We start from the raw sequence: 17,442 nt of genomic DNA on the forward strand, positions 1-17,442 counted from the left end.
CGAAGGCAGCGGGCGGTCCGGACTTGCACCCGCAGCGCCAGCGCAGGGCCGAAACGCCAGTGGAGGATGGCGAGACCGGCTATTTTGTTTCGCGATGGAAGGCCTGAGGCCGGGGTCCCCGCGCGGCCTGCCGCGTGGGGTGGAAAGGGCCGCCGGAAAATAGCTGGGCGCGGCCATTGCCGGTCCGGGCCGCCTGCTGCCCGATCGCCCTCTGGAAGGCCGTGGGCCGGCCCACGTCCACGCGAAGAAACGCAATATGCGCATGACACCCGACAGCGACTTGCCGCCATCACGTCCCTCCTTCCGGTCAGGCCGCAAGGGGCATGAAACGTGGGACGTCCTGGGGTGCGAGCTGAACCCGCAACGACGCTCTGACGGCGTCCAGACCAAGCAGGCGCAGATCCTCGTTGAAGTCGCCGAGCTGCGGTGTCAGCGCCATCGCTTCGATCCCGACCGAGCTGGCGCGCTCGACGAGGGTCGCCATTGCCCCATCCCCTGCCGGATCATTGTCGCGAGCGATGTAAAGCCGCCGCAGTGTGCCAGGAAACAGGATGGCTGACAGATGTGCCGCCGACAGGGCTGCGATGACTGGTAAGGAGGGCAGCGCTGAACGCTGCGACAACATCGTCTCGATGCCTTCGCCGGCCGCCATCACGTCACTACAGACGCCGAAGCGGACCGCGTGCCCGAGCAACTCGCCCATGGCTCGCCTCGGCGTGTCGATCGAAGCTCGGCCGAGATTGGCTTCGCTGAAGCCGCGCGGATCGAGCCAGGTGCGGTGGGCGCCGGTGAGCTTGCCGTTGAGGTCGGTCACAGCCGCGATCATTGCGGGCCAGGTTTCGGTCGGCCCGGATTCGTCGGGACGATAGTAGCAGCGCGGATGAAAGCGAAGAGAGGCTGTTTCGTGCAAGGCTGTGATCCCGCGTGCGCGCAAGTATGTCTCGACGGGCGTGCCTGACATCGCGTGCGACATGGAGACCAGCCGCCTGGCCGCTTCGGCAGAGCCGCAAGGGGCGGCAGCCGATCGTCGTCTGCATTCAGTCTTATCGGGGGTTGGCTGGGGCATGGACAAAAAGCTGCGCGCCTCATCGGCGACGTCCTTGAAGGCCGCCGTGCCAAGACATTCCCCGATGACGTCGAGCAGATCGCCGTGCTCGCCGGTGGCGGCATCCGTCCACTTGCCTGCCGCGCCTTTACCCGAATCCGGACCCTCAAGGCGGACAAACATTGACCGCCCAGGCGAATTGCGAACATCGCCAACCAGCCAGTACCGGCCTTCGCGGTGACCATTGGAGAGATAGCGGCGGCACACCGCTTCGGCCTGTCGGGCAAGACGGTGTGCCAGCTCGGAAGCATTGTGAGGGAACATCATGCTGCCTCCCTCTCACTGACGCGCTGCACAGGATAGCGCTCAAGGACCGTGGCAAGTACCGCAGGTCCCGTCGCGTCGATGGGGACGAACATGCGCAATTTCCACGATATGATCTCGTGGAACAGCCCGTCCGCCGAGAGCCGCTCGCGCATAGCGTCGGTGAAGCCCGAAAGCTCGATTCGATTGGCGCCCATGATGCGGACGCGGCGCAGGTGAAGTCCCTCAGCAAGGTCGAGAGTCGTGCCGCCATCCATCAATGCGTTGAAGGCGTCCGCCGCGGTTAACGGACTCACACCGATTGCGAGTGCGCTGGCGACCCAGGCCGCCGAAACCCTGCGACCGATGATGTGCTCACCGTCATCGGTCTGAAGGCGATAGACGCGGCTCGATTCGTTGGGTAGCCGTTTCCAGATCGGCAGCAGCAAGCCCGCGACGATGTGGATGGTCGAATCGGTGAACGCGGGGATGCCGGCAACCTCGGCGCTCCACGCCGCCTCGAAAGCGTCGCGATCCGCGTTGGCCCAGTGGCTCTCCTCCATCATGCGCAGTGAGGCATGATGTTGTTCTATTGGCCGGATCAGGCGGACCCGTCGCTCGATCTCACCGTCATCGAGCATGAACGAGGGTGCCGGCAGTTTCACTGCTGCGCGCCCTGACCGTTCGTTGATGAGGAGAACGACATGTGACGCGGCGAGATGGGCGACAGCCTCCTCGACTGACATGGGTCGATTGCGCTGGCGCTGCGCGATGGTGAGGAGCTGCGTTTCGGCGCCGGTGCCCGGATGGATGTAGATCGTGCGCCGCCCGGTGATCACGAAGCTCTCGGCCCGCATCGTTTCCAGCCCGACGTCATGGACGCCAGCCGCGATGGCGCCTTCCACCTTGGCTGTAAGCAACTGCTCGAAGACCGCGAACAGGATGTCCTGCAGGTCGATGGTGAGTGCGAGCAGGCGATTGAGGAATGTGCTGATCGGCGGCAGCTCATCCTTGATGCCGCTATCGTCCATCAGCTTCAGGCCAGTCATCTCCTCGAACCCCTGCAACGAGCACCCTTCGACCTTGCCGCGGGCGACCAGCAGATAGAGCTGGCGCAAGGCAGCGCGCGCATAGTGCGATTCCAGATTGTCCTCTGGCCGAAACAGGCCATGCCCGCCGGTCTGGCGCTGCCCGCGCGTGATCGCGCCCAAGGTGTCGAGGCGGCGGGCTATGGTGGAGAGGAAACGCTTCTCCGCCTTCACATTGGTCGCGATCGGCCGAAACAGCGGGGGCTGCGCCTGATTGGTCCGGTGTGTGCGACCAAGACCCTGAATGGCGGTGTCGGCCTTCCAACCGGGCTCGAGCAGATAGTGGACGCGCAACCGCGTGTTCCGCGCCAACAAGTCGGCGTGGTAACTGCGTCCCGTCCCGCCGGCATCGCTAAAGACGAGAACACGTTTCACATCATCCATGAAGGCTTGCGTCTCGGCGAGATTTGCGGAGGCCGCGCGGCTCTCGACCATCAATCGGTCTCCGTTCCGCACAATGCGCCGCGACCGCCCCGTCACCTCCGCCACCATTCCCGTACCGAAGCGCTGGATGATCTGGTCAAGCGCGCCGGGGACCGGCGGCAAGCTGGCAAGCTTTTCGATCAGCGCCGTGCGACGCGCGACCGCCTCGCGGCTTTCGACAGGTTGCCCGTCACGATAGACCGGCCTGGATGACAGGTTGCCCTCGGAATCCGTGAAGGGCTCATAGAGCTGGACCGGGAAGGATTGGGCGAGGTAGTCGAGCACATATTCGCGCGGTGTGATGTCGACGCGGATATCGTTCCATTCCTGCGTCGGTATCTCTGCCAACCGCCGCTCCATCAGCGCTTCGCCTGTGGAAACGATCTGGATGACCGCGCAATGACCGGCATCGAGATCCTGCTCGATCGAGCGGATCAGCGTTGGCGTCTTCATCGATGTCAGGAGGTGACCAAAGAAGCGCTGCTTGGCGCTCTCGAAGGCCGAGCGCGCGGCTGACTTCGCCTGGCGGTTCAGCGTGCCGCTATCGCCCGTGATGTTCGCCGCCTGCATGGCAGCATCGAGATGGTTGTGAATGATGGCAAAGGCGCCAGCATAGGCATCGTAGATGCGCCGCTGCTCTGGCGTCAGTTCGTGCTCGAGCAGTTCATACTCGACGCCGTCGAAGGAGAGCGAACGAGCTGTGTAAAGTCCGAGCGCCCGCAGATCACGGGCGAGCACCTCCATGGCTGCCACGCCACCCGCCTCTATCGCCTCGACGAACTCCGCCCGGGTCGAGAACGGAAAATCTTCGCCACCCCAAAGGCCGAGCCGTTGCGCATAGGCCAGATTGCCGACCGTGGTCGCGCCGGTCGCGGAGACATACACGACACGCGCGCTCGGCAGTGCGTGCTGCAGACGCAGGCCGGCGCGGCCCTGCTGCGAGGGCGCGACATCCCCGCGTTCTCCCTTGCCGCCGCCGGCGTTCTGCATCGCGTGCGCCTCGTCGAAAATGACCACACCATCGAAATCGGAGCCCAACCATTCGACGATCTGCTTGACCCGCGAAACCTTCTCGCCACGGTCGTCGGAACGCAGCGTGGCATAGGTTGTAAACAGGATGCCTTCCGCCAGAGCGATGGGACGGCCCTGCGGGAAGCGCGACAGTGGAGTGACCAGCAGGCGCTCCATTCCGAGGGCCGACCAGTCGCGCTGCGCATCCTCAAGCAGCCTGTCCGACTTGGAGATCCATACGGCCTTGCGGCGGCCTTGCAGCCAGTTGTCGAGGACGATACTGGCGGACTCTCGGCCCTTGCCGACGCCCGTGCCGTCCCCGATGAAAAACCCGCGTCGGAAGCGCACCGCCCCTTCCGCGTCCTCGGGTGCGGCTGTGACGATATCGAACGTATCGTCGACCATCCATGACCCGGCGAGAAAGGCCGAATGGGCGTCGCCGGCGAGGATCAGGGTTTCAAGCTGAGCATCGGAGAGTGACGTCAGGATATCGACGGGAAGCGTTGGTCGATAGCTGGGCTTTGGCGGCGCGACGGACGCCATCGCGGTGGATTGGACGAGTCTGGTCGGATGCGCTTGGGAGCCTGGAATACGGATCGTCTGCAACCCGTAATGCTCATAGATCGCGTCAGTCAGCCGCACTCTCTCGTCGGGTGCCCAGTCGATCGTTTCATACGAGAGTTCAACGCCGGCCGGCTCGGAAGGCGCCGGCCGAGCAGGCGTAGCGATAGAGCGATCGAGACAGCCGCGCACGCGGCGCGGTATCGCAACAAGGGGAGCGACCTTTACCGTGTCGGCGACCGGCAACCTTGCCGGAAGATGTCCTTCTATCCAACTGAGCAGCGTTGCAACGTCCGGGGCAAGACCGGGAGAGACCGGAAAGACAGAAGGATCATTGGCCGGCAGCTTGTCGATGACCGTCAGGCGCGTCTCGATCGTTGTGCCGTGCCTGGCGTAGACAGAGCCCTCGATAGCCGCCGTGAAGACGACGCGGCCATGCTCCTGCAGACGGATGAAAGCGTTACGCCAGGCGGGTGCCTCCGGTGCGAAATTCGCGCTGCTGATCGTGACCAGGCGACCACCGTCGGCAAGCCGGGCGAGCGCCGAGACGATGTGGCGACAGGCTGCGTCGGAGACGCGACCCTGCACATTGGCGAGGACGGAAAATGGCGGATTCATCAGCACGACAGTCGGCATGATCGCCGGATCGATATGGTCATCGATCTGTGCGGCGTCGAACCGGGTCACCGCACCCGCCGGAAAGAGGCTGGACAGCAGGCCGGCGCGGACCTCGGCAAGTTCGTTGAGGACGAGCGAGCCGCCGGCGATCTCGGCGAGGATGGCGAGCAGACCGGTGCCGGCGGATGGCTCCAGAACGCGATCGAAGGGGGTGATGGCCGCCGCAGTGACAGCCGCGAGGCCCAACGGGATCGGCGTCGAGAACTGCTGCAACGCCTGACTTTCCTCGGAGCGGCGCGTCTGCGTGGGCAGTAGGCCAGCGATCCTGCCAAAAAGCGGCAAGGCGCGAGCCGGAGATCCGGCTTTGCGCAGAAGTGATTTTCCGTATTTGCGCAGGAAGAGGACGGTTGCTGCCTCGCATGCATCGTAGGCGGTCTTCCAGTCCCAGGCGCCGCTTGCGTCGGACGCTTCAAACGACGCTTCCATAGCACCGCGCAGAAGAGCCATGTCGATACGGTGACCCCGTTCGAGATGGGGAAGCAGAAGCAGCGCTGCCGCGTGGATTGCCGCGGCTGGGTCGGCGGTGGCTGTCGGGAACGAAACGTTCATCGGGAAGGTCCTTCGGAGAGCGACACGGGAAAGCCCTCCGGCGCTCTCTCTGACCGGACGGGCTCAAACCCGTCGCGCCCGCCCTCTCACTCTGACCACCGCACACAAAAAGGCCCGGCGCTCTTGCGAGTGCCGGGCAGCCAGATCATCCGCGAAGCCGAGGCTATTCCGCGGCGTCGAGTTGCTGCTCACTCTTCTCGTCGCCCCGACTGTCTTCGTCGTCACCGGCGAGAAAATCGGGCAGCGCTTTGTCTGCCTCGTCCGCGTTTGACGCGCCCTCGGCATCGAGGTCGATGAGCCGCAGCGGTTCGGGCAGCCAGCCACTGTCGGCCAGCAGCCGCTCCGCCTCTTTGGCCATGTCGTCCTTCTTGAGGTGGTCGATAAGCTGGGCGGCGCTCTCGCCTTCACCCTCGCGAACGGCCTCGATAATACGTGCCTTGGTGACGCGCCCGAGATAGTTGCCGACCGTCGGCCGCCAACCGGCATCGACCATGTCGAGGCCGACTACCCGGGCCAGGTGATCGGCCTCAGTGAGACGCTCCTGCACGCCATGTGCCGAGATAGCGCCGTTCCCATAGCGATCGGCCTTTTCATAAAGGGCGTTCACGCCGAAGGATGCACAATGGGCAAAAAGCGCGGCTCGCTCGTCGTCAGTAAGCGCCGCAAGCGCATCCCAGAGGTCGTCGACCCCCCCAGGCAAACGGGTTTCCCAGGCCGCGTGGCGGACTTCGATCGCGTGCGCGTAAGGCGTGTCGCGAAGCTCGGCAGATTGGGCCGAGAAAACCGTGCCGCGGACAGAGACTTCCATCGCGACACCCTGTGATCTGTAGCGGGAAAACACGTCGCGCACGAACTTGTGGAGCACGGCAAGGTAGGCGATCGCCGGATCGTTCGCGAGCTTGTCGCGTAGCGCCAGCGTGCGCTCGGCGGTCAGTTCCATGATCAGGCGATCCGGCAAGGGCTTGATGCCATCCTCCTCATCATCCTGCGGCTGAGCTGGCTGGCCGCCGATGGTAATTACCGCCCGCTGGACCGACGTCGCCCCATCGTCGGTTCCCCCGGCCCCGAAGTCACTCTCGCCATCGGGCGCAACGGAAGCTTCGTCCTCCGGCTTCACATAGCCACGCTCGACGAGAAGCGATCCATCGGCGTCAACGCTGAGAAAGACACCCGCTTTTGCAATGTCGACCGGATCGAAGTGGACGGGGCGCGCCTCCAGCGCACAAATGGCGGCTTCAAGCTCGCCAAACCGCTGGTCGATCTCATCGGGCAACTCGTCCGCCTCTTCGTATTCCGCCTGCAGCTTGTCGAACTCGTCACGCAGCGCCCCGAGCGTTGCCTGCTCCTCGTCGGTCAAGTCAACGGGCGTGCCGTGGAGTTCACGCAAGCCGTTCGCGGCGCCGTAGGGAAAGCTCACCGCGACCTCGATCCACTTCCAGCCCTCATTGGCAATTTCATCAGCCGTGAGCTGGAGCTTTTCGGCGACAAGACGGTCGAGCAGCAGCGCGTCTTGGAGCCATCCGCCGTCATCCGACTGGAAGAGGTCACGCAGCACCTGGCCGCCAGCTGCCTCATAGGCATCGAGCCCAACGAACACGGAACGCTTGTCGGAAGCGCGGACAGTGTTCTCCGTCAACATGCGGCGAATCTGGTATGGCTCTTTCGACCAGCTGTTCTTGATCGCCTCCCACACTTGCTCCTGTCTTGCGTGATCGTCACTGACCGAGAACGCTTCGAGCTGAGCGATCGTCATTCCGGCGTCGGCATAGACATCGAGCAGCGCCGGCGACACGGCGGTGAGCTTCAGGCGCTGCTTGACGATGGTGACGGAGATGAAGAAAGCGGCGGCAATCTCCTCCTCCGACATGCCCTTGTCGCGCATGTCCTTGAACGCGCGATAGGCATCCAATGGATGAAGTGGGACGCGATCGATGTTCTCGGCCAGCGAAACTTCCTCCGCCAGGACAGCGTTGTGGCCCATGACACAAGGAACGGGTGCGGTCCTGGCAAGCCGCTTCTGGCTCACGAGCATTTCGAGAGCGCGGTAGCGGCGACCGCCGGCCGGCACCTCGAATATGCCTGTCTCGTCGCCGCCGGCATCGAGCAGGGGACGAACATGGAGGCTCTGGATCAGGCCCCGGCGGGCGATCGAAGCCGCCAGATCCTCGATCGAGACGCCGGCCTTGATGCGCCGGACGTTGCTCTGGGCGAGCACCAACTTGTTGAAAGGGATGTCGCGCGAGGACGACAAGGTGATCTTTTGAACGGCAGTAGCCATGGTGTTTTCTCCGCGACGGTGGCCGAGAGCCTCTCTCTCGACCCAAACCCGTCATGAAATACCGGCACCCCTCTCACTCTCCTGGCCACCGAACCGGGAAGCCGGCGAAGCGCTGTCCCGACTCCGGTTCTGCGTGGCTCACCACGCCGCTTCCCGTTTGTCGTTCGCCGCTGCCGCGGTGGCTTGCTGATCCACGCCAGGCTGGAAGCCGAGGATGAATTCGGCGGCCTTCGAGGCGGCGCTGGCGGCACGGACAATGGCGCGATTATCCTCGCGCAGGACCGCCAGCCACGAGCCGATGTAGTCGGCATGGCGCACCGGCGGCACGATGGCGAGAGAAGCGCAGACAAAGGCCCCGGCCATCTCAGCCACCAGTTCCTCCCGCGCGTAGGATTTCGAGCCGAAGCAACCGGTCATATCACGGCCGAGGCGGGAGGAATGACCCGACCAATGCCCCAGTTCATGGAACGCGGTACGGTGCCAGTTGATCGGTTCGAAATAGGCGGCTGGCGGCGGGACCTGCACAAAGTCGCTCGCAGGGCTGTAGAAAGCGCGGCTGCCTCCGATCCGAAAATCCGCGCCGGTGGCCCGGATCAGCGCCTCTGCTTGCGGTTCGATCATGCCCGGCAGAGGTGGTGGCGCGACGGCGGCGACGTCCTCCGGCAGGTTCTCGCATTGATCGGCGTTGAAGACCGTGAAGCGTTTGAGGAATGGGACCGGCTGTGCTTCGTGCCCGCTCTCGCGGGCTCGGTTGCGCTCATCGTCGGGCACGAAGCGGTCGGCATAGACGATGGTCGTGCCATGTTCTCCGTTCCTGACGTTGCCGCCGAGCCCAAGCGCCTGGCGAAATGTCAGCCAGCTCTGTCCGGTGAAACCGTGCTCGATGACCGCGCCCCACAGGATCAGAATGTTGATGCCGGAGTAGCGACGGTGGGTCGACGCGTTTTCCGGCATGGCGAGCGGCGCCTTTGCCGCCGCCGTGCCCCAGGGCTGCACCCATGGAATGCGTCCGGCTTCCAACTCGGCGATGATCTTGTCGGTGATTTCCGTATAGAGGCCTGGCCGGTCGTTGCCGGAACGGGCGCTAGCGGTATTTCTGGGCATCGCGGTTCTCCGCGACGGGCGCCAGGAGCCTCTCTCCCGACCTTCAACCCGTCACGGCAAACCGGGTCTGCACTCTCACTCTCATGGACCCATCTCGGTACCCAGCGGCGGCAGGAAGTAGCATCGGCGTGGCCGATCTCACGTCAGGGATGGAAGCCCGTATGGATGAAGACCCTCGCAAATTGTGCCCACATTGTAGCGCGTGTGCTTGGCTTTGGCGTCGACCGGCCCAGCATGCCGCGTGTTGCCAAGAGGTTCTTTGTCAAGGACGGCCAGGCGCTGGGCCAGGCTTTCCGCAGATGGTCTGGTGGGCCTGACCTTGAGCGCATCATTGTGAGCCACGGCGATGTCATCACCGACAAACCGCGCGATGCTCAAGCAGATCGCGAGATTTCGGGCATAGCGGAAAATCTCGCGATGGTGGCGCCGCAGCCAAGCCGCGTTATTTGTTATAAGTCATCAACTGACTGAAAGCGTGGGTAGCCATGTGCAACGACTATGAGCAGCATATCGCCTGGGCCGAATATTGCAGGATGATGCAATTACTGGCGCTCGACATTCCCCCCCATCAAACCGAACTGGATTTGCCGCAGGCGGATGACGTCCGCATCAGTGATCCCGCCCCGATCATGCGCGCCGCCGGCGACACGATCGAACTCACGCGCATGACCTTTGCCTTTCCGCCCTCCGGACCAAAAGGCGGGCCGATCTTCAACTTCCGTTCGGAAGGACGGAACTTCTCCAACAGCAAGCGCTGCCTTATTCCGGCGTCGGCTTTCTTCGAATTCACCGGAAAGAAGTCTCCAAAGGCTAAGCATCGCTTCACGCTCAACGGCGCCTCGTTCATGGCGATCGCCGGCCTGTGGCGCGATGGCGAAGGCAACAAGCCCCCGACGTTCGCTATGCTGACGACGGAACCCGGCCCGGACGTGGCGCCCATCCACAATCGCCAGATTGTGGTTCTGCGCCCGGACGATTGGGCGGCATGGATCTACCTCACGAAACCCGAGGTGGAGCTGTTGAAGGCCCTGCCGGCCGGGTCGCTGGCGGTAGAAACCGTGCGACAAGGAAGCGACTAGCTCAGATGCCGGTGCGTTTTGCGCAAACACGGAAGATTCTTGGCGGCATCGCTGCGGCAATTGCGGCCCCTCGAGATCGCGGCTCTCGCCAAAGCGTCAGCACCTCGTTGTCATTGATTGCCGAGTGGCCACTTCCGCCATCAGCCACGCTTGGCTCGTCGGTGCGCACGAAAGGTATCGAGCGTGAAATACGTGCCCGCCTGCCATGGGCGGTGAGGAAGTACATCAAAGCCGAGACGGGTCGCATCACATTGCGGATGCGCGAAGACGATGCCGAAGAGTTCGAGGCCGCCTCGAACAAGATCGCCAAGACCCTGGAAACCATCGAAGTACTCCCGGTCCTGCCGCGCGAGGCGGAGGACATCCTCGCAATTTCTTCGCGTGAGCGTCACAAGTGGCTGAAAGACGGACGGCTGCAAAGCATTGGCACCCGCACCGTGAAGATGCGCGGTCGATCCAAGGCCGTCACCTTCCACGTGTTCGATCCCAAGCACATCGAGGACATCCTTGATCGCGATCTGCCAAGCCTTTGGCGCGAAGAAGACGCGCAGCAAGTTACAGAGAACAGGCGACGTGGCGCCGGCAAGGCTGCCCTGACGCGGGCGGGAAAGGGTAGCGAGAAGGTTCGCGGCGCCGGGAATAACCCCAGAGATGACGCTCCCCGGCCTAAGTTGAAGGGCTGGGACGCGTTCGACGACGAGGGCCTGCTCCGTTAGATCCGCCTTGTAGCCACTCGCGCGTCCAGAATGGACCCTGAGCGAAAGCTAACCGGGAGCCGAAACGATCTGCAGTCGCGATTGGCCGGTCCCGAACCATTCCATGCTGAAGGAGTTCTTCAAGCCGACAACAGCCCGTTTTTGAGGATGGCCAATGTTCGACAACTTCGTGCTTAAAATGATGGAAACCGAGGGCGGGCCGATACGGCTTCGGCATGGCGGATCTGGGCCGCCTCTGCTTCTGATCCATGGCCATCCTCGCGCGCATATGACGTGGGGCCAGGTCGCGGACTTGCTGTCAGCAGATTTCAGGATCGTGTGCCCCGACCTTCCGGGCTTCGGTCGCTCCTACGTACCGGCCGATGACCCCGAGAGCAGGTTCTCGTCCAAGCGGGCAAAGGCTTCGGCGCTGGTGGAGGTGATGGAAAGGTTGGGCCACCACGCTTTCTTCGTCGCCGGGCATGATCGTGGAAGTCTGGTCGCTTTCAGAATGGCGATGGACCATCCCGACCTGGTGCGAAAGCTGATTGCCGTGGATGGGTTGCCAGTTATCGAGCATCTGGAACGGGCCGACTGGAACTTTGCCCGCGATTGGTACCACTGGTTCTTCTTTGCTCAACCCGAGAAGCCGGAACGGGCCATCCTGGCAGACCCGATGGCATGGTATAGTGACTTGCGGCCAGATGAGATGGGACACGATGCCTATGACGAATTGGTTTCATTCATCCACGATCCAGCCATCGTCCATGGCATGGTCGAAGACTACCGCGCTGGCATAAGGATCGACCATCGCCACGACCGCGAAGATCGAGATGCCGGCAGGAAGGTGCGCTGTCCGATGCTCTGTCTTTGGTCACTCGACGACGATTTGGAGCAGATTTATGGCGATCCGGTTGCCATCTGGAAGCACTGGGCCGACGACGTGGGGGGCTACGGAATCAGGAGCGGGCACCATGTCGCCGAAGAAAATCCCGCCGCTCTCGCAGCAGCGTTCAAGGCCTTTCTCTGAAAAATGACAGAAGCACCGATTGAGCGATGGCCCATGCGTGTCGACGAACCCAGCCATTGTTCGGCAGACCCGTTCTTGCACCGCCCTATTTGAAATCCCGTGTCTTCACCTTGATCTGGTCGATGTGCAGATAGGGATCGATAATATTCCGCGGCCTCGGCCCCTTCGGCATGCCGCGCGGATCGGGCGTCGGGCTGCCATGATGGAATTCGTCGCCGCGGCCATGCGGCAGGGGAAAGGCAGACTCACGATCGCCAACGCTGGCCAGATCGGCGGAAAGATCGCTCAAACGATGAGCGACAAGATGGACCACCTCGCCTTCCCTTTGGATGCGACCATAAACGCCAATCATGCCGGCGCCGAGCACGACCCTGCGATATTTTTCGAAGACCTTGACCCACACGACCAGATTGGCAATGCCCGTCTCATCCTCGATTGTGATGAACATGACGCCCTTGGCCGAGCCAGGTCGTTGGCGGACCAGCACGAGGCCAGCCGCCTCGAGCCAGTGCCCGTCGCGCGCCTGCATGGCCTCGCGACACGAGACGATGCGCTTGCGCCCCAGGTCGGCGCGCAGGAAGGAAACAGGATGGTCGCGCAGGGTCAGTCCAACATGTCCATAGTCCTCTACCACTTCGCCGCCGGCGGTCATCGCACGCAGCGCGACAAGGGGCTCCTGGATCTCCGATACCGTCCGCTGCTCGCGGCCGGAGGCCGCCGCAAACAGTGGCAGCGGTTCGTCGCGCAGTGCCTTGATCGCCCACAGGGCCTCACGCCTCGCCAGCAATAGGGATGGTTGGAAAGCGTCAGCCTGGGCGAGTTCAACCAGAGAGGCAGCAGGAACACCGGCGCGGTGCCAGAGGTCATCCACCGACGCAAAGGGCTGGTCTGCGCGTGCGATGACGATGGTCGCAGCATCGGCGTTGGCAAGACCCCGGACCATGCGCAGACCAAGCCGGACAGCGAACCGACCGTCATCGGCGGTGGGCTCGAGCGTGCAATCCCAACGCGAGGCGTTGATGCAGACAGGGCGCGCTTCGACGCCATGGTCACGTGCATCGCGAACGATCTGCGCCGGCGCGTAGAAGCCCATCGGCTGAGCATTGAGAAGAGCGGCGCAGAAGACATCGGGGTGATGGCATTTCATCCAGGACGAGGCGTAGGCGATCAGGGCGAAGCTGGCGGCATGGCTTTCGGGAAAGCCATAGCTGCCAAAGCCTTCGAGCTGCTTGAAGGTCTTTTCGGCGAACTCGCGCTCGTAGCCGTTCTTCACCATGCCGCCGATCAGCTTGGCGCCGAAGCTGGAAACGCCACCGGTGTGCTTGAAGGTCGCCATGGCGCGGCGCAGTTGATCCGCTTCGCCTAGCGTGAAGCCGGCGCATTCAATCGCCACCCGCATCGCCTGCTCCTGGAACAGCGGCACGCCCAGCGTCTTTCCAAGCACCTTTTCGAGCTCAGGCTTGGGATAGACGACGTCTTCCTTGCCTTCGCGCCGGCGCAGATAGGGGTGAACCATGTCGCCCTGGATCGGGCCTGGCCGAACAATCGCAACCTCGATGACAAGATCGTAGAAAGTACGCGGTTTGATGCGCGGCAGCATCGACATCTGGGCGCGGGATTCGATCTGGAAGGTGCCGAGCGTGTCGGCCTTGCGGATCATCGCATAGGTGCGTGGATCCTCGGCAGGGATGGTCGCGAGATCGAGAGTGATGCCCTTGTGCTCGGCCAGCAGATCGAAACCGCGCTTCATGCAGGACAGCATGCCGAGCGCCAGCACGTCCACCTTCATGAACTTCAACGCGTCGATGTCGTCCTTGTCCCATTCGATAACCTGACGATCCTTCATCGCGGCTGGCTCGATCGGCACCAGATCGTCGAGCCTGTCGCGGGTCAGGACGAAGCCGCCCGGATGTTGCGACAAATGCCGCGGCGCGCCGATCAGCTGCCTGGCCAAGTCCAGCGCCAGACGCAGGCGACGGTCGCCGAGATTGAGGTTCAGCTCCTCGGCATGTTTCGGCTGGACGCCTTCGTCCGACCAGCCCCACACTTGCGAGGACAGCATCTTGATGAGGTCTTCGGGCAGTCCAAGCGCCTTGCCGACATCGCGCAAGGCGCCCTTCGAGCGATAGCGGATGACCGTCGAGCAGAGCGCGGCGTGTTCGCGGCCATAGGTTTCGAACACCCATTGCATGACGATTTCCCGACGCTCATGCTCGAAATCGACATCGATGTCAGGCGGCTCACGCCGCTCCTCCGAGACGAAGCGTTCGAACAGCAGGTCATTGCGGTCGGGATCGATCGAGGTGATGCCGAGCACATAGCAGACGGCGCTGTTGGCTGCTGATCCCCTGCCCTGGCAGAGAATGCCCTGGCTGCGGGCAAAGCGAACGATCGAGTTGACCGTCAGAAAATACGGCGCGTATTGCAGCTTCTCGATGAGCTGCAACTCGTGCCTGAGCGTGCCAACGACCTTGTCCGGCACGCCCTCGGGAAAGCGCTCCGTCGCGCCCTCCCAGGTGAGTTTCTCCAAGGCTTGCTGCGGTGTCAGACCCGGCAGCATCCGCTCCTCGGGATATTGATAGGCAAGCTCGTCCAATGAGAACCGGCAGCGCTCGGCGATCTCGATCGTCCGCGTGAGCGCTTCGGGGTAGCGGCTGAACAGCCGTGCCATTTCATCGGGCCGCTTCAGATATCGGTCGGCGTGCCGCTCGCGCCGAAACCCGGCATCATCGATCGTCACATTGTGCCGGATGCAGGTGACGACGTCCTGCAGGATGCGCCGTGACGGTTCGTGGAACAGGACATCATTGGTGACAACCGTTGGCACGTGGGCCTGTCCGGCACGATTGGCCAGATCGTGCAGCCGCAGCGCCTCGTTGGGACGGCGCCGCAACGTCAGCGCCATATAGGCGCGATCGCTAAATGCGTCGCGCAGCCGGCGCAGCCAGAGTGAGCATGTGTCATCTGCCTGGTCGGGCACGAGCACTGCAAGGAGCCCCTCGCCATAGGCGACAACGTCAGCCCAATGCAGCACGCATTTCGCCTTGCCGCCACGCTTCTTGCCCAGCGACAGCAAGCGGCACAGCCGCGAGTAGGCCGCGCGACCGGTCGGGTAGACCAGGATGGAAATCTCTTCCACCAGATCCAGCCGGCAGCCGACGATCAGCCTGACGCCGGTTGCCTTTGCAGCCTCGTGCGCGCGGACAATGCCGGCCAGACTGTTGCGATCACAGATGGCAAGGGCGGGCATTCCCATGCTGGCTGCTTGCGCGAACAGTTCCTCACATGAACTCGCGCCCCGCAGAAAGGAAAAATGCGAGGTGCATTGCAGCTCGACATAGCACGCGTTCATCCGAAGATGCCGTGCAGGAACCAGCGATGCGAGCCGGTCGCGGTATCCTCGCCGTCGCCTGCGCGATAAATCCAGAACCGCTCGCCGGCTTCGTCCTCGACCTGGAAATAGTCGCGCACGGCAGTTAGCTCGGCGTCGCGCTTCCACCATTCGCCGAAAACCCGCTCGGGACCATCGGCGCGCTTGATCCGTCGACGGATGCCTTTCCAGGTGAAGCTCGCCGGAGGATGGTCCGGTAGCAGCGCAATGGCCTCGATCGGCTCCGGCACGGTAAACAAGCGAGCCGGACGCGGCCAATGGTCTGGCCATGCGTCGCCGGTCTCAGCGGATGCAGCGGCTACACGCCGGAAAGATCGCTCGGGCACATCGCTGGCAACCGGGGTAAACCGATAGAGCTTTTCCTCACCGACACGGTTGCCGAGTGTGTCGATCAAATCCGAGATGTCTGCATCCCGTTGCTCGATCAGCGACGAAACGGTCTGCCTGGGGGCGAGTGATTCCGCCAAGGGCGCGGACAGGCGCATCAACTCGATGCCGAAACCCGGATCGACCATCTCGATCTTGTCGCAGAGCAACCGTGTCAGCCGCTTCACATCGCGGACAGGCAAGGCCATGCCGACGCGAACGGCTTCGATGCGGTTGTCGACGCGGTAGAGCAGCAGGTCGAGCCGCCGGGCCCCGAGGCCCTTGGTCTCGAGATCGACACACAGCGCTTGAACAAGCTTGCCGACATAGCGCGCGATTGTCTCGGCCGCACCGATGGGCTCGCCAAAGGCACGTTGGACTTCGACCACATCCGCTGATCGCACCGGCTCAATCGGCTCGGCGAGGCGTCCAGCAGCCTGGTCAAGCCGGCGGCCGAGTTCCGGCCCGAAGCGCAACGTCAGTGGCGCGCGCGGCTGCTGCAGAAGCTCGCCTACCCTGTCGAAGCCGAGAACCCGCAAACCCCTGACGATTGCGTCGGGCAACCGCAGTGCCGCGATGGGCAGTGGAAGAATCGCATCCTGCGTTGCGTTGACGGCGACCACGCTGACGGTCTGCTTCACGTATCGCGCCACCGCATGAGCAGCACCCCAGCTATCCGCTATGGCTGCGCGCGCCGAGAAGCCGACCTTGCCGAGATGTTCGACCATATCGGCCAGCATCAAGCGTTCACCGCCATGAAGATGATCGGCGCCCGTGGTATCCATCACCAATCCGTCGGGAGGTTCTGCTGCGACAATCGGCGCGTACCGCCGCAAAGCCCACAGGGCCAACCGATCCAATGCCTGCGCGTCTGCTTCAGGTTCGGCATCCATGACCGCCAGCCCCTGGACGAGGGCCTGCGCCTTCGTTGCCGGCATTCCAACGCGCAGGCCCGCTTCCAGTGCCGCGCGATCCACCGCAGTCACCAGGCGACGATTACCGTGCCGCCCGACCAGCACCAAAGGCTTATCCGGTGGCGGCGAGACGTCGCCCAATTTCCTTCTGAGCCGGTCGGTCGACCAGCTTGGAAGGAAGAGCGAGACGACCCTTGGCATCACAAGCCTCCACTTCGATATCGAGTGTTTCCCCTCCACGAGACCGGATCAGTTCAAGTTGCCATCGCGCCCGACCAACGCCGGGCACAGGCAGCGGTCGCGACGGCAGCACGGAAACCCGCCAGCGGGTGACAGACGCCGTCGGCTGCCCGAAATCGGCGGCTTCGGTCTGGCGGCGCCAGCGGCGGATGGCGATGCCCATCGCGCCGGAGCCTTCCGATGCCAGTTGCAACCGGCGCGAGGCAGTCATGGACAGGCGCGCCACTTCCGCGACCACAGCTCCAAGCCCGACATGCCGCAGACCTTCCTCGAAGCAGGCGAGCAAGGATTTGTCGTCACCGGCTTCGACATAGATCACCCGGTCGGGATGAAGTCCGACCTGTGCGATTGCCGGCGCAAACAGATCCTGGCGCGTCACGCACCACAGCACCTTGCCTTGCGTCCTCGCTGCAATCCCGGCTGCAAAAAGCGACGCTGCAGCGCCATCGATCGCTCCATTGCCGCCGCCGGCAACTTCATGAAGTGCGCCAAGCGCCACACCCCCGCCTGGCAGATGACTGTCGATCGAGGAGATACCGAATGGGAGCACCGCTCTTTTGCGCGCATTACCGCCTTCGAGACGCGCAATGCGATCTCGCAGATCGGAAATAGCAGCGTTTGGCGTCGATGCACTCATCTGTCCCCTGAACGCGACATGCTGGCGGAATGTTCCTCATTTGTTCCCTT

General features: G+C 63.3%; 11 protein-coding genes. 4 read left to right on the top strand and 7 right to left on the bottom strand.

The genetic code is table 11. The features are described 5' to 3' along the window. Nucleotides 1-307 precede the first annotated feature (307 nt). The 4 genes from EOB80_RS12840 to EOB80_RS12855 all read right to left on the bottom strand — a co-directional run bounded on the left by EOB80_RS12840 (nt 308) and on the right by EOB80_RS12855 (nt 9,040). Nucleotides 308-1,369 carry a toprim domain-containing protein gene (locus tag EOB80_RS12840; RefSeq protein ID WP_127327979.1) on the bottom strand — a complete coding sequence of 354 codons (1,062 nt, stop codon included), beginning with the start codon at nt 1,367-1,369 and terminating at the stop codon, nt 308-310. Continuing rightward, on the bottom strand, nt 1,369-5,658 hold the full coding sequence (locus EOB80_RS12845; protein ID WP_127327911.1) for a strawberry notch family protein: 4,290 nt from the start codon (nt 5,656-5,658) through the stop codon (nt 1,369-1,371). Before EOB80_RS12845 ends, EOB80_RS12840 begins: the two co-directional genes overlap by 1 nt. A 163-nt stretch (nt 5,659-5,821) precedes the next feature. Then, a complete protein-coding gene (locus tag EOB80_RS12850; protein ID WP_127327912.1) occupies nt 5,822-7,936 on the bottom strand; it encodes a ParB/RepB/Spo0J family partition protein in 2,115 nt (704 codons plus the stop codon). Nucleotides 7,937-8,074: 138 nt separating this feature from the next. Continuing rightward, nucleotides 8,075-9,040 carry a zincin-like metallopeptidase domain-containing protein gene (locus EOB80_RS12855; protein ID WP_127327914.1) on the bottom strand — a complete coding sequence of 322 codons (966 nt, stop codon included), beginning with the start codon at nt 9,038-9,040 and terminating at the stop codon, nt 8,075-8,077. A gap of 165 nt (nt 9,041-9,205) precedes the next feature. On the opposite strand from EOB80_RS12855, the gene EOB80_RS12860 reads away from it, so the two are divergent. The 4 genes from EOB80_RS12860 (at nt 9,206) to EOB80_RS12875 (ending at nt 11,844) form a co-directional block, all read left to right on the top strand. Beyond that, on the top strand, nt 9,206-9,511 hold the full coding sequence (locus EOB80_RS12860; RefSeq protein WP_127327916.1) for a hypothetical protein: 306 nt from the start codon (nt 9,206-9,208) through the stop codon (nt 9,509-9,511). A 14-nt stretch (nt 9,512-9,525) separates the two neighbouring features. After that, a complete protein-coding gene (locus EOB80_RS12865; protein WP_127327918.1) occupies nt 9,526-10,119 on the top strand; it encodes an SOS response-associated peptidase family protein in 594 nt (197 codons plus the stop codon). Nucleotides 10,120-10,124: 5 nt separating this feature from the next. Next, a complete protein-coding gene (locus EOB80_RS12870) occupies nt 10,125-10,835 on the top strand; it encodes a hypothetical protein (RefSeq protein ID WP_206516806.1) in 711 nt (236 codons plus the stop codon). A gap of 154 nt (nt 10,836-10,989) precedes the next feature. Further along, nucleotides 10,990-11,844 carry an alpha/beta hydrolase gene (locus EOB80_RS12875; RefSeq protein WP_127327920.1) on the top strand — a complete coding sequence of 285 codons (855 nt, stop codon included), beginning with the start codon at nt 10,990-10,992 and terminating at the stop codon, nt 11,842-11,844. A gap of 85 nt (nt 11,845-11,929) precedes the next feature. Here the strand turns inward: EOB80_RS12875 and EOB80_RS12880 are convergent, their stop codons facing one another. Genes EOB80_RS12880 through EOB80_RS12890 form a run of 3 tightly spaced genes read right to left on the bottom strand, consistent with a single transcriptional unit; the run spans nt 11,930 to nt 17,392 of the window. Further along, complete coding sequence (locus EOB80_RS12880) at nt 11,930-15,196, bottom strand: error-prone DNA polymerase (RefSeq protein ID WP_127327921.1); 3,267 nt, start codon at nt 15,194-15,196, stop codon at nt 11,930-11,932. Further along, entirely contained in the window at nt 15,193-16,716 is a 1,524-nt protein-coding gene (locus EOB80_RS12885; protein WP_127327923.1) for a DNA polymerase Y family protein, read from the bottom strand. Before EOB80_RS12885 ends, EOB80_RS12880 begins: the two co-directional genes overlap by 4 nt. After that, on the bottom strand, nt 16,628-17,392 hold the full coding sequence (locus tag EOB80_RS12890; protein WP_127327925.1) for an ImuA family protein: 765 nt from the start codon (nt 17,390-17,392) through the stop codon (nt 16,628-16,630). The genes EOB80_RS12885 and EOB80_RS12890 overlap by 89 nt, the downstream gene beginning before the upstream one ends. Nucleotides 17,393-17,442: the final 50 nt, after the last annotated feature.

The sequence above is a fragment of the Mesorhizobium sp. M7A.F.Ca.MR.245.00.0.0 genome (genome assembly GCF_003997415.1).
Taxonomy (GTDB): Bacteria; Pseudomonadota; Alphaproteobacteria; order Rhizobiales; family Rhizobiaceae; genus Mesorhizobium.

Excerpts from the sequence above, each read along its gene's own strand:
- EOB80_RS12840 (WP_127327979.1), bottom strand. The coding sequence starts at position 1,369 with ATGTTCCCTCACAATGCTTCCGAGCTGGCACACCGTCTTGCCCGACAG.
- EOB80_RS12845 (WP_127327911.1), bottom strand. The coding sequence starts at position 5,658 with ATGAACGTTTCGTTCCCGACAGCCACCGCCGACCCAGCCGCGGCAATC.
- EOB80_RS12850 (WP_127327912.1), bottom strand. The coding sequence starts at position 7,936 with ATGGCTACTGCCGTTCAAAAGATCACCTTGTCGTCCTCGCGCGACATC.
- EOB80_RS12855 (WP_127327914.1), bottom strand. The coding sequence starts at position 9,040 with ATGCCCAGAAATACCGCTAGCGCCCGTTCCGGCAACGACCGGCCAGGC.
- EOB80_RS12860 (WP_127327916.1), top strand. The coding sequence starts at position 9,206 with ATGAAGACCCTCGCAAATTGTGCCCACATTGTAGCGCGTGTGCTTGGC.
- EOB80_RS12865 (WP_127327918.1), top strand. The coding sequence starts at position 9,526 with ATGTGCAACGACTATGAGCAGCATATCGCCTGGGCCGAATATTGCAGG.
- EOB80_RS12870 (WP_206516806.1), top strand. The coding sequence starts at position 10,125 with ATGCCGGTGCGTTTTGCGCAAACACGGAAGATTCTTGGCGGCATCGCT.
- EOB80_RS12875 (WP_127327920.1), top strand. The coding sequence starts at position 10,990 with ATGTTCGACAACTTCGTGCTTAAAATGATGGAAACCGAGGGCGGGCCG.
- EOB80_RS12880 (WP_127327921.1), bottom strand. The coding sequence starts at position 15,196 with ATGAACGCGTGCTATGTCGAGCTGCAATGCACCTCGCATTTTTCCTTT.
- EOB80_RS12885 (WP_127327923.1), bottom strand. The coding sequence starts at position 16,716 with ATGCCAAGGGTCGTCTCGCTCTTCCTTCCAAGCTGGTCGACCGACCGG.
- EOB80_RS12890 (WP_127327925.1), bottom strand. The coding sequence starts at position 17,392 with ATGAGTGCATCGACGCCAAACGCTGCTATTTCCGATCTGCGAGATCGC.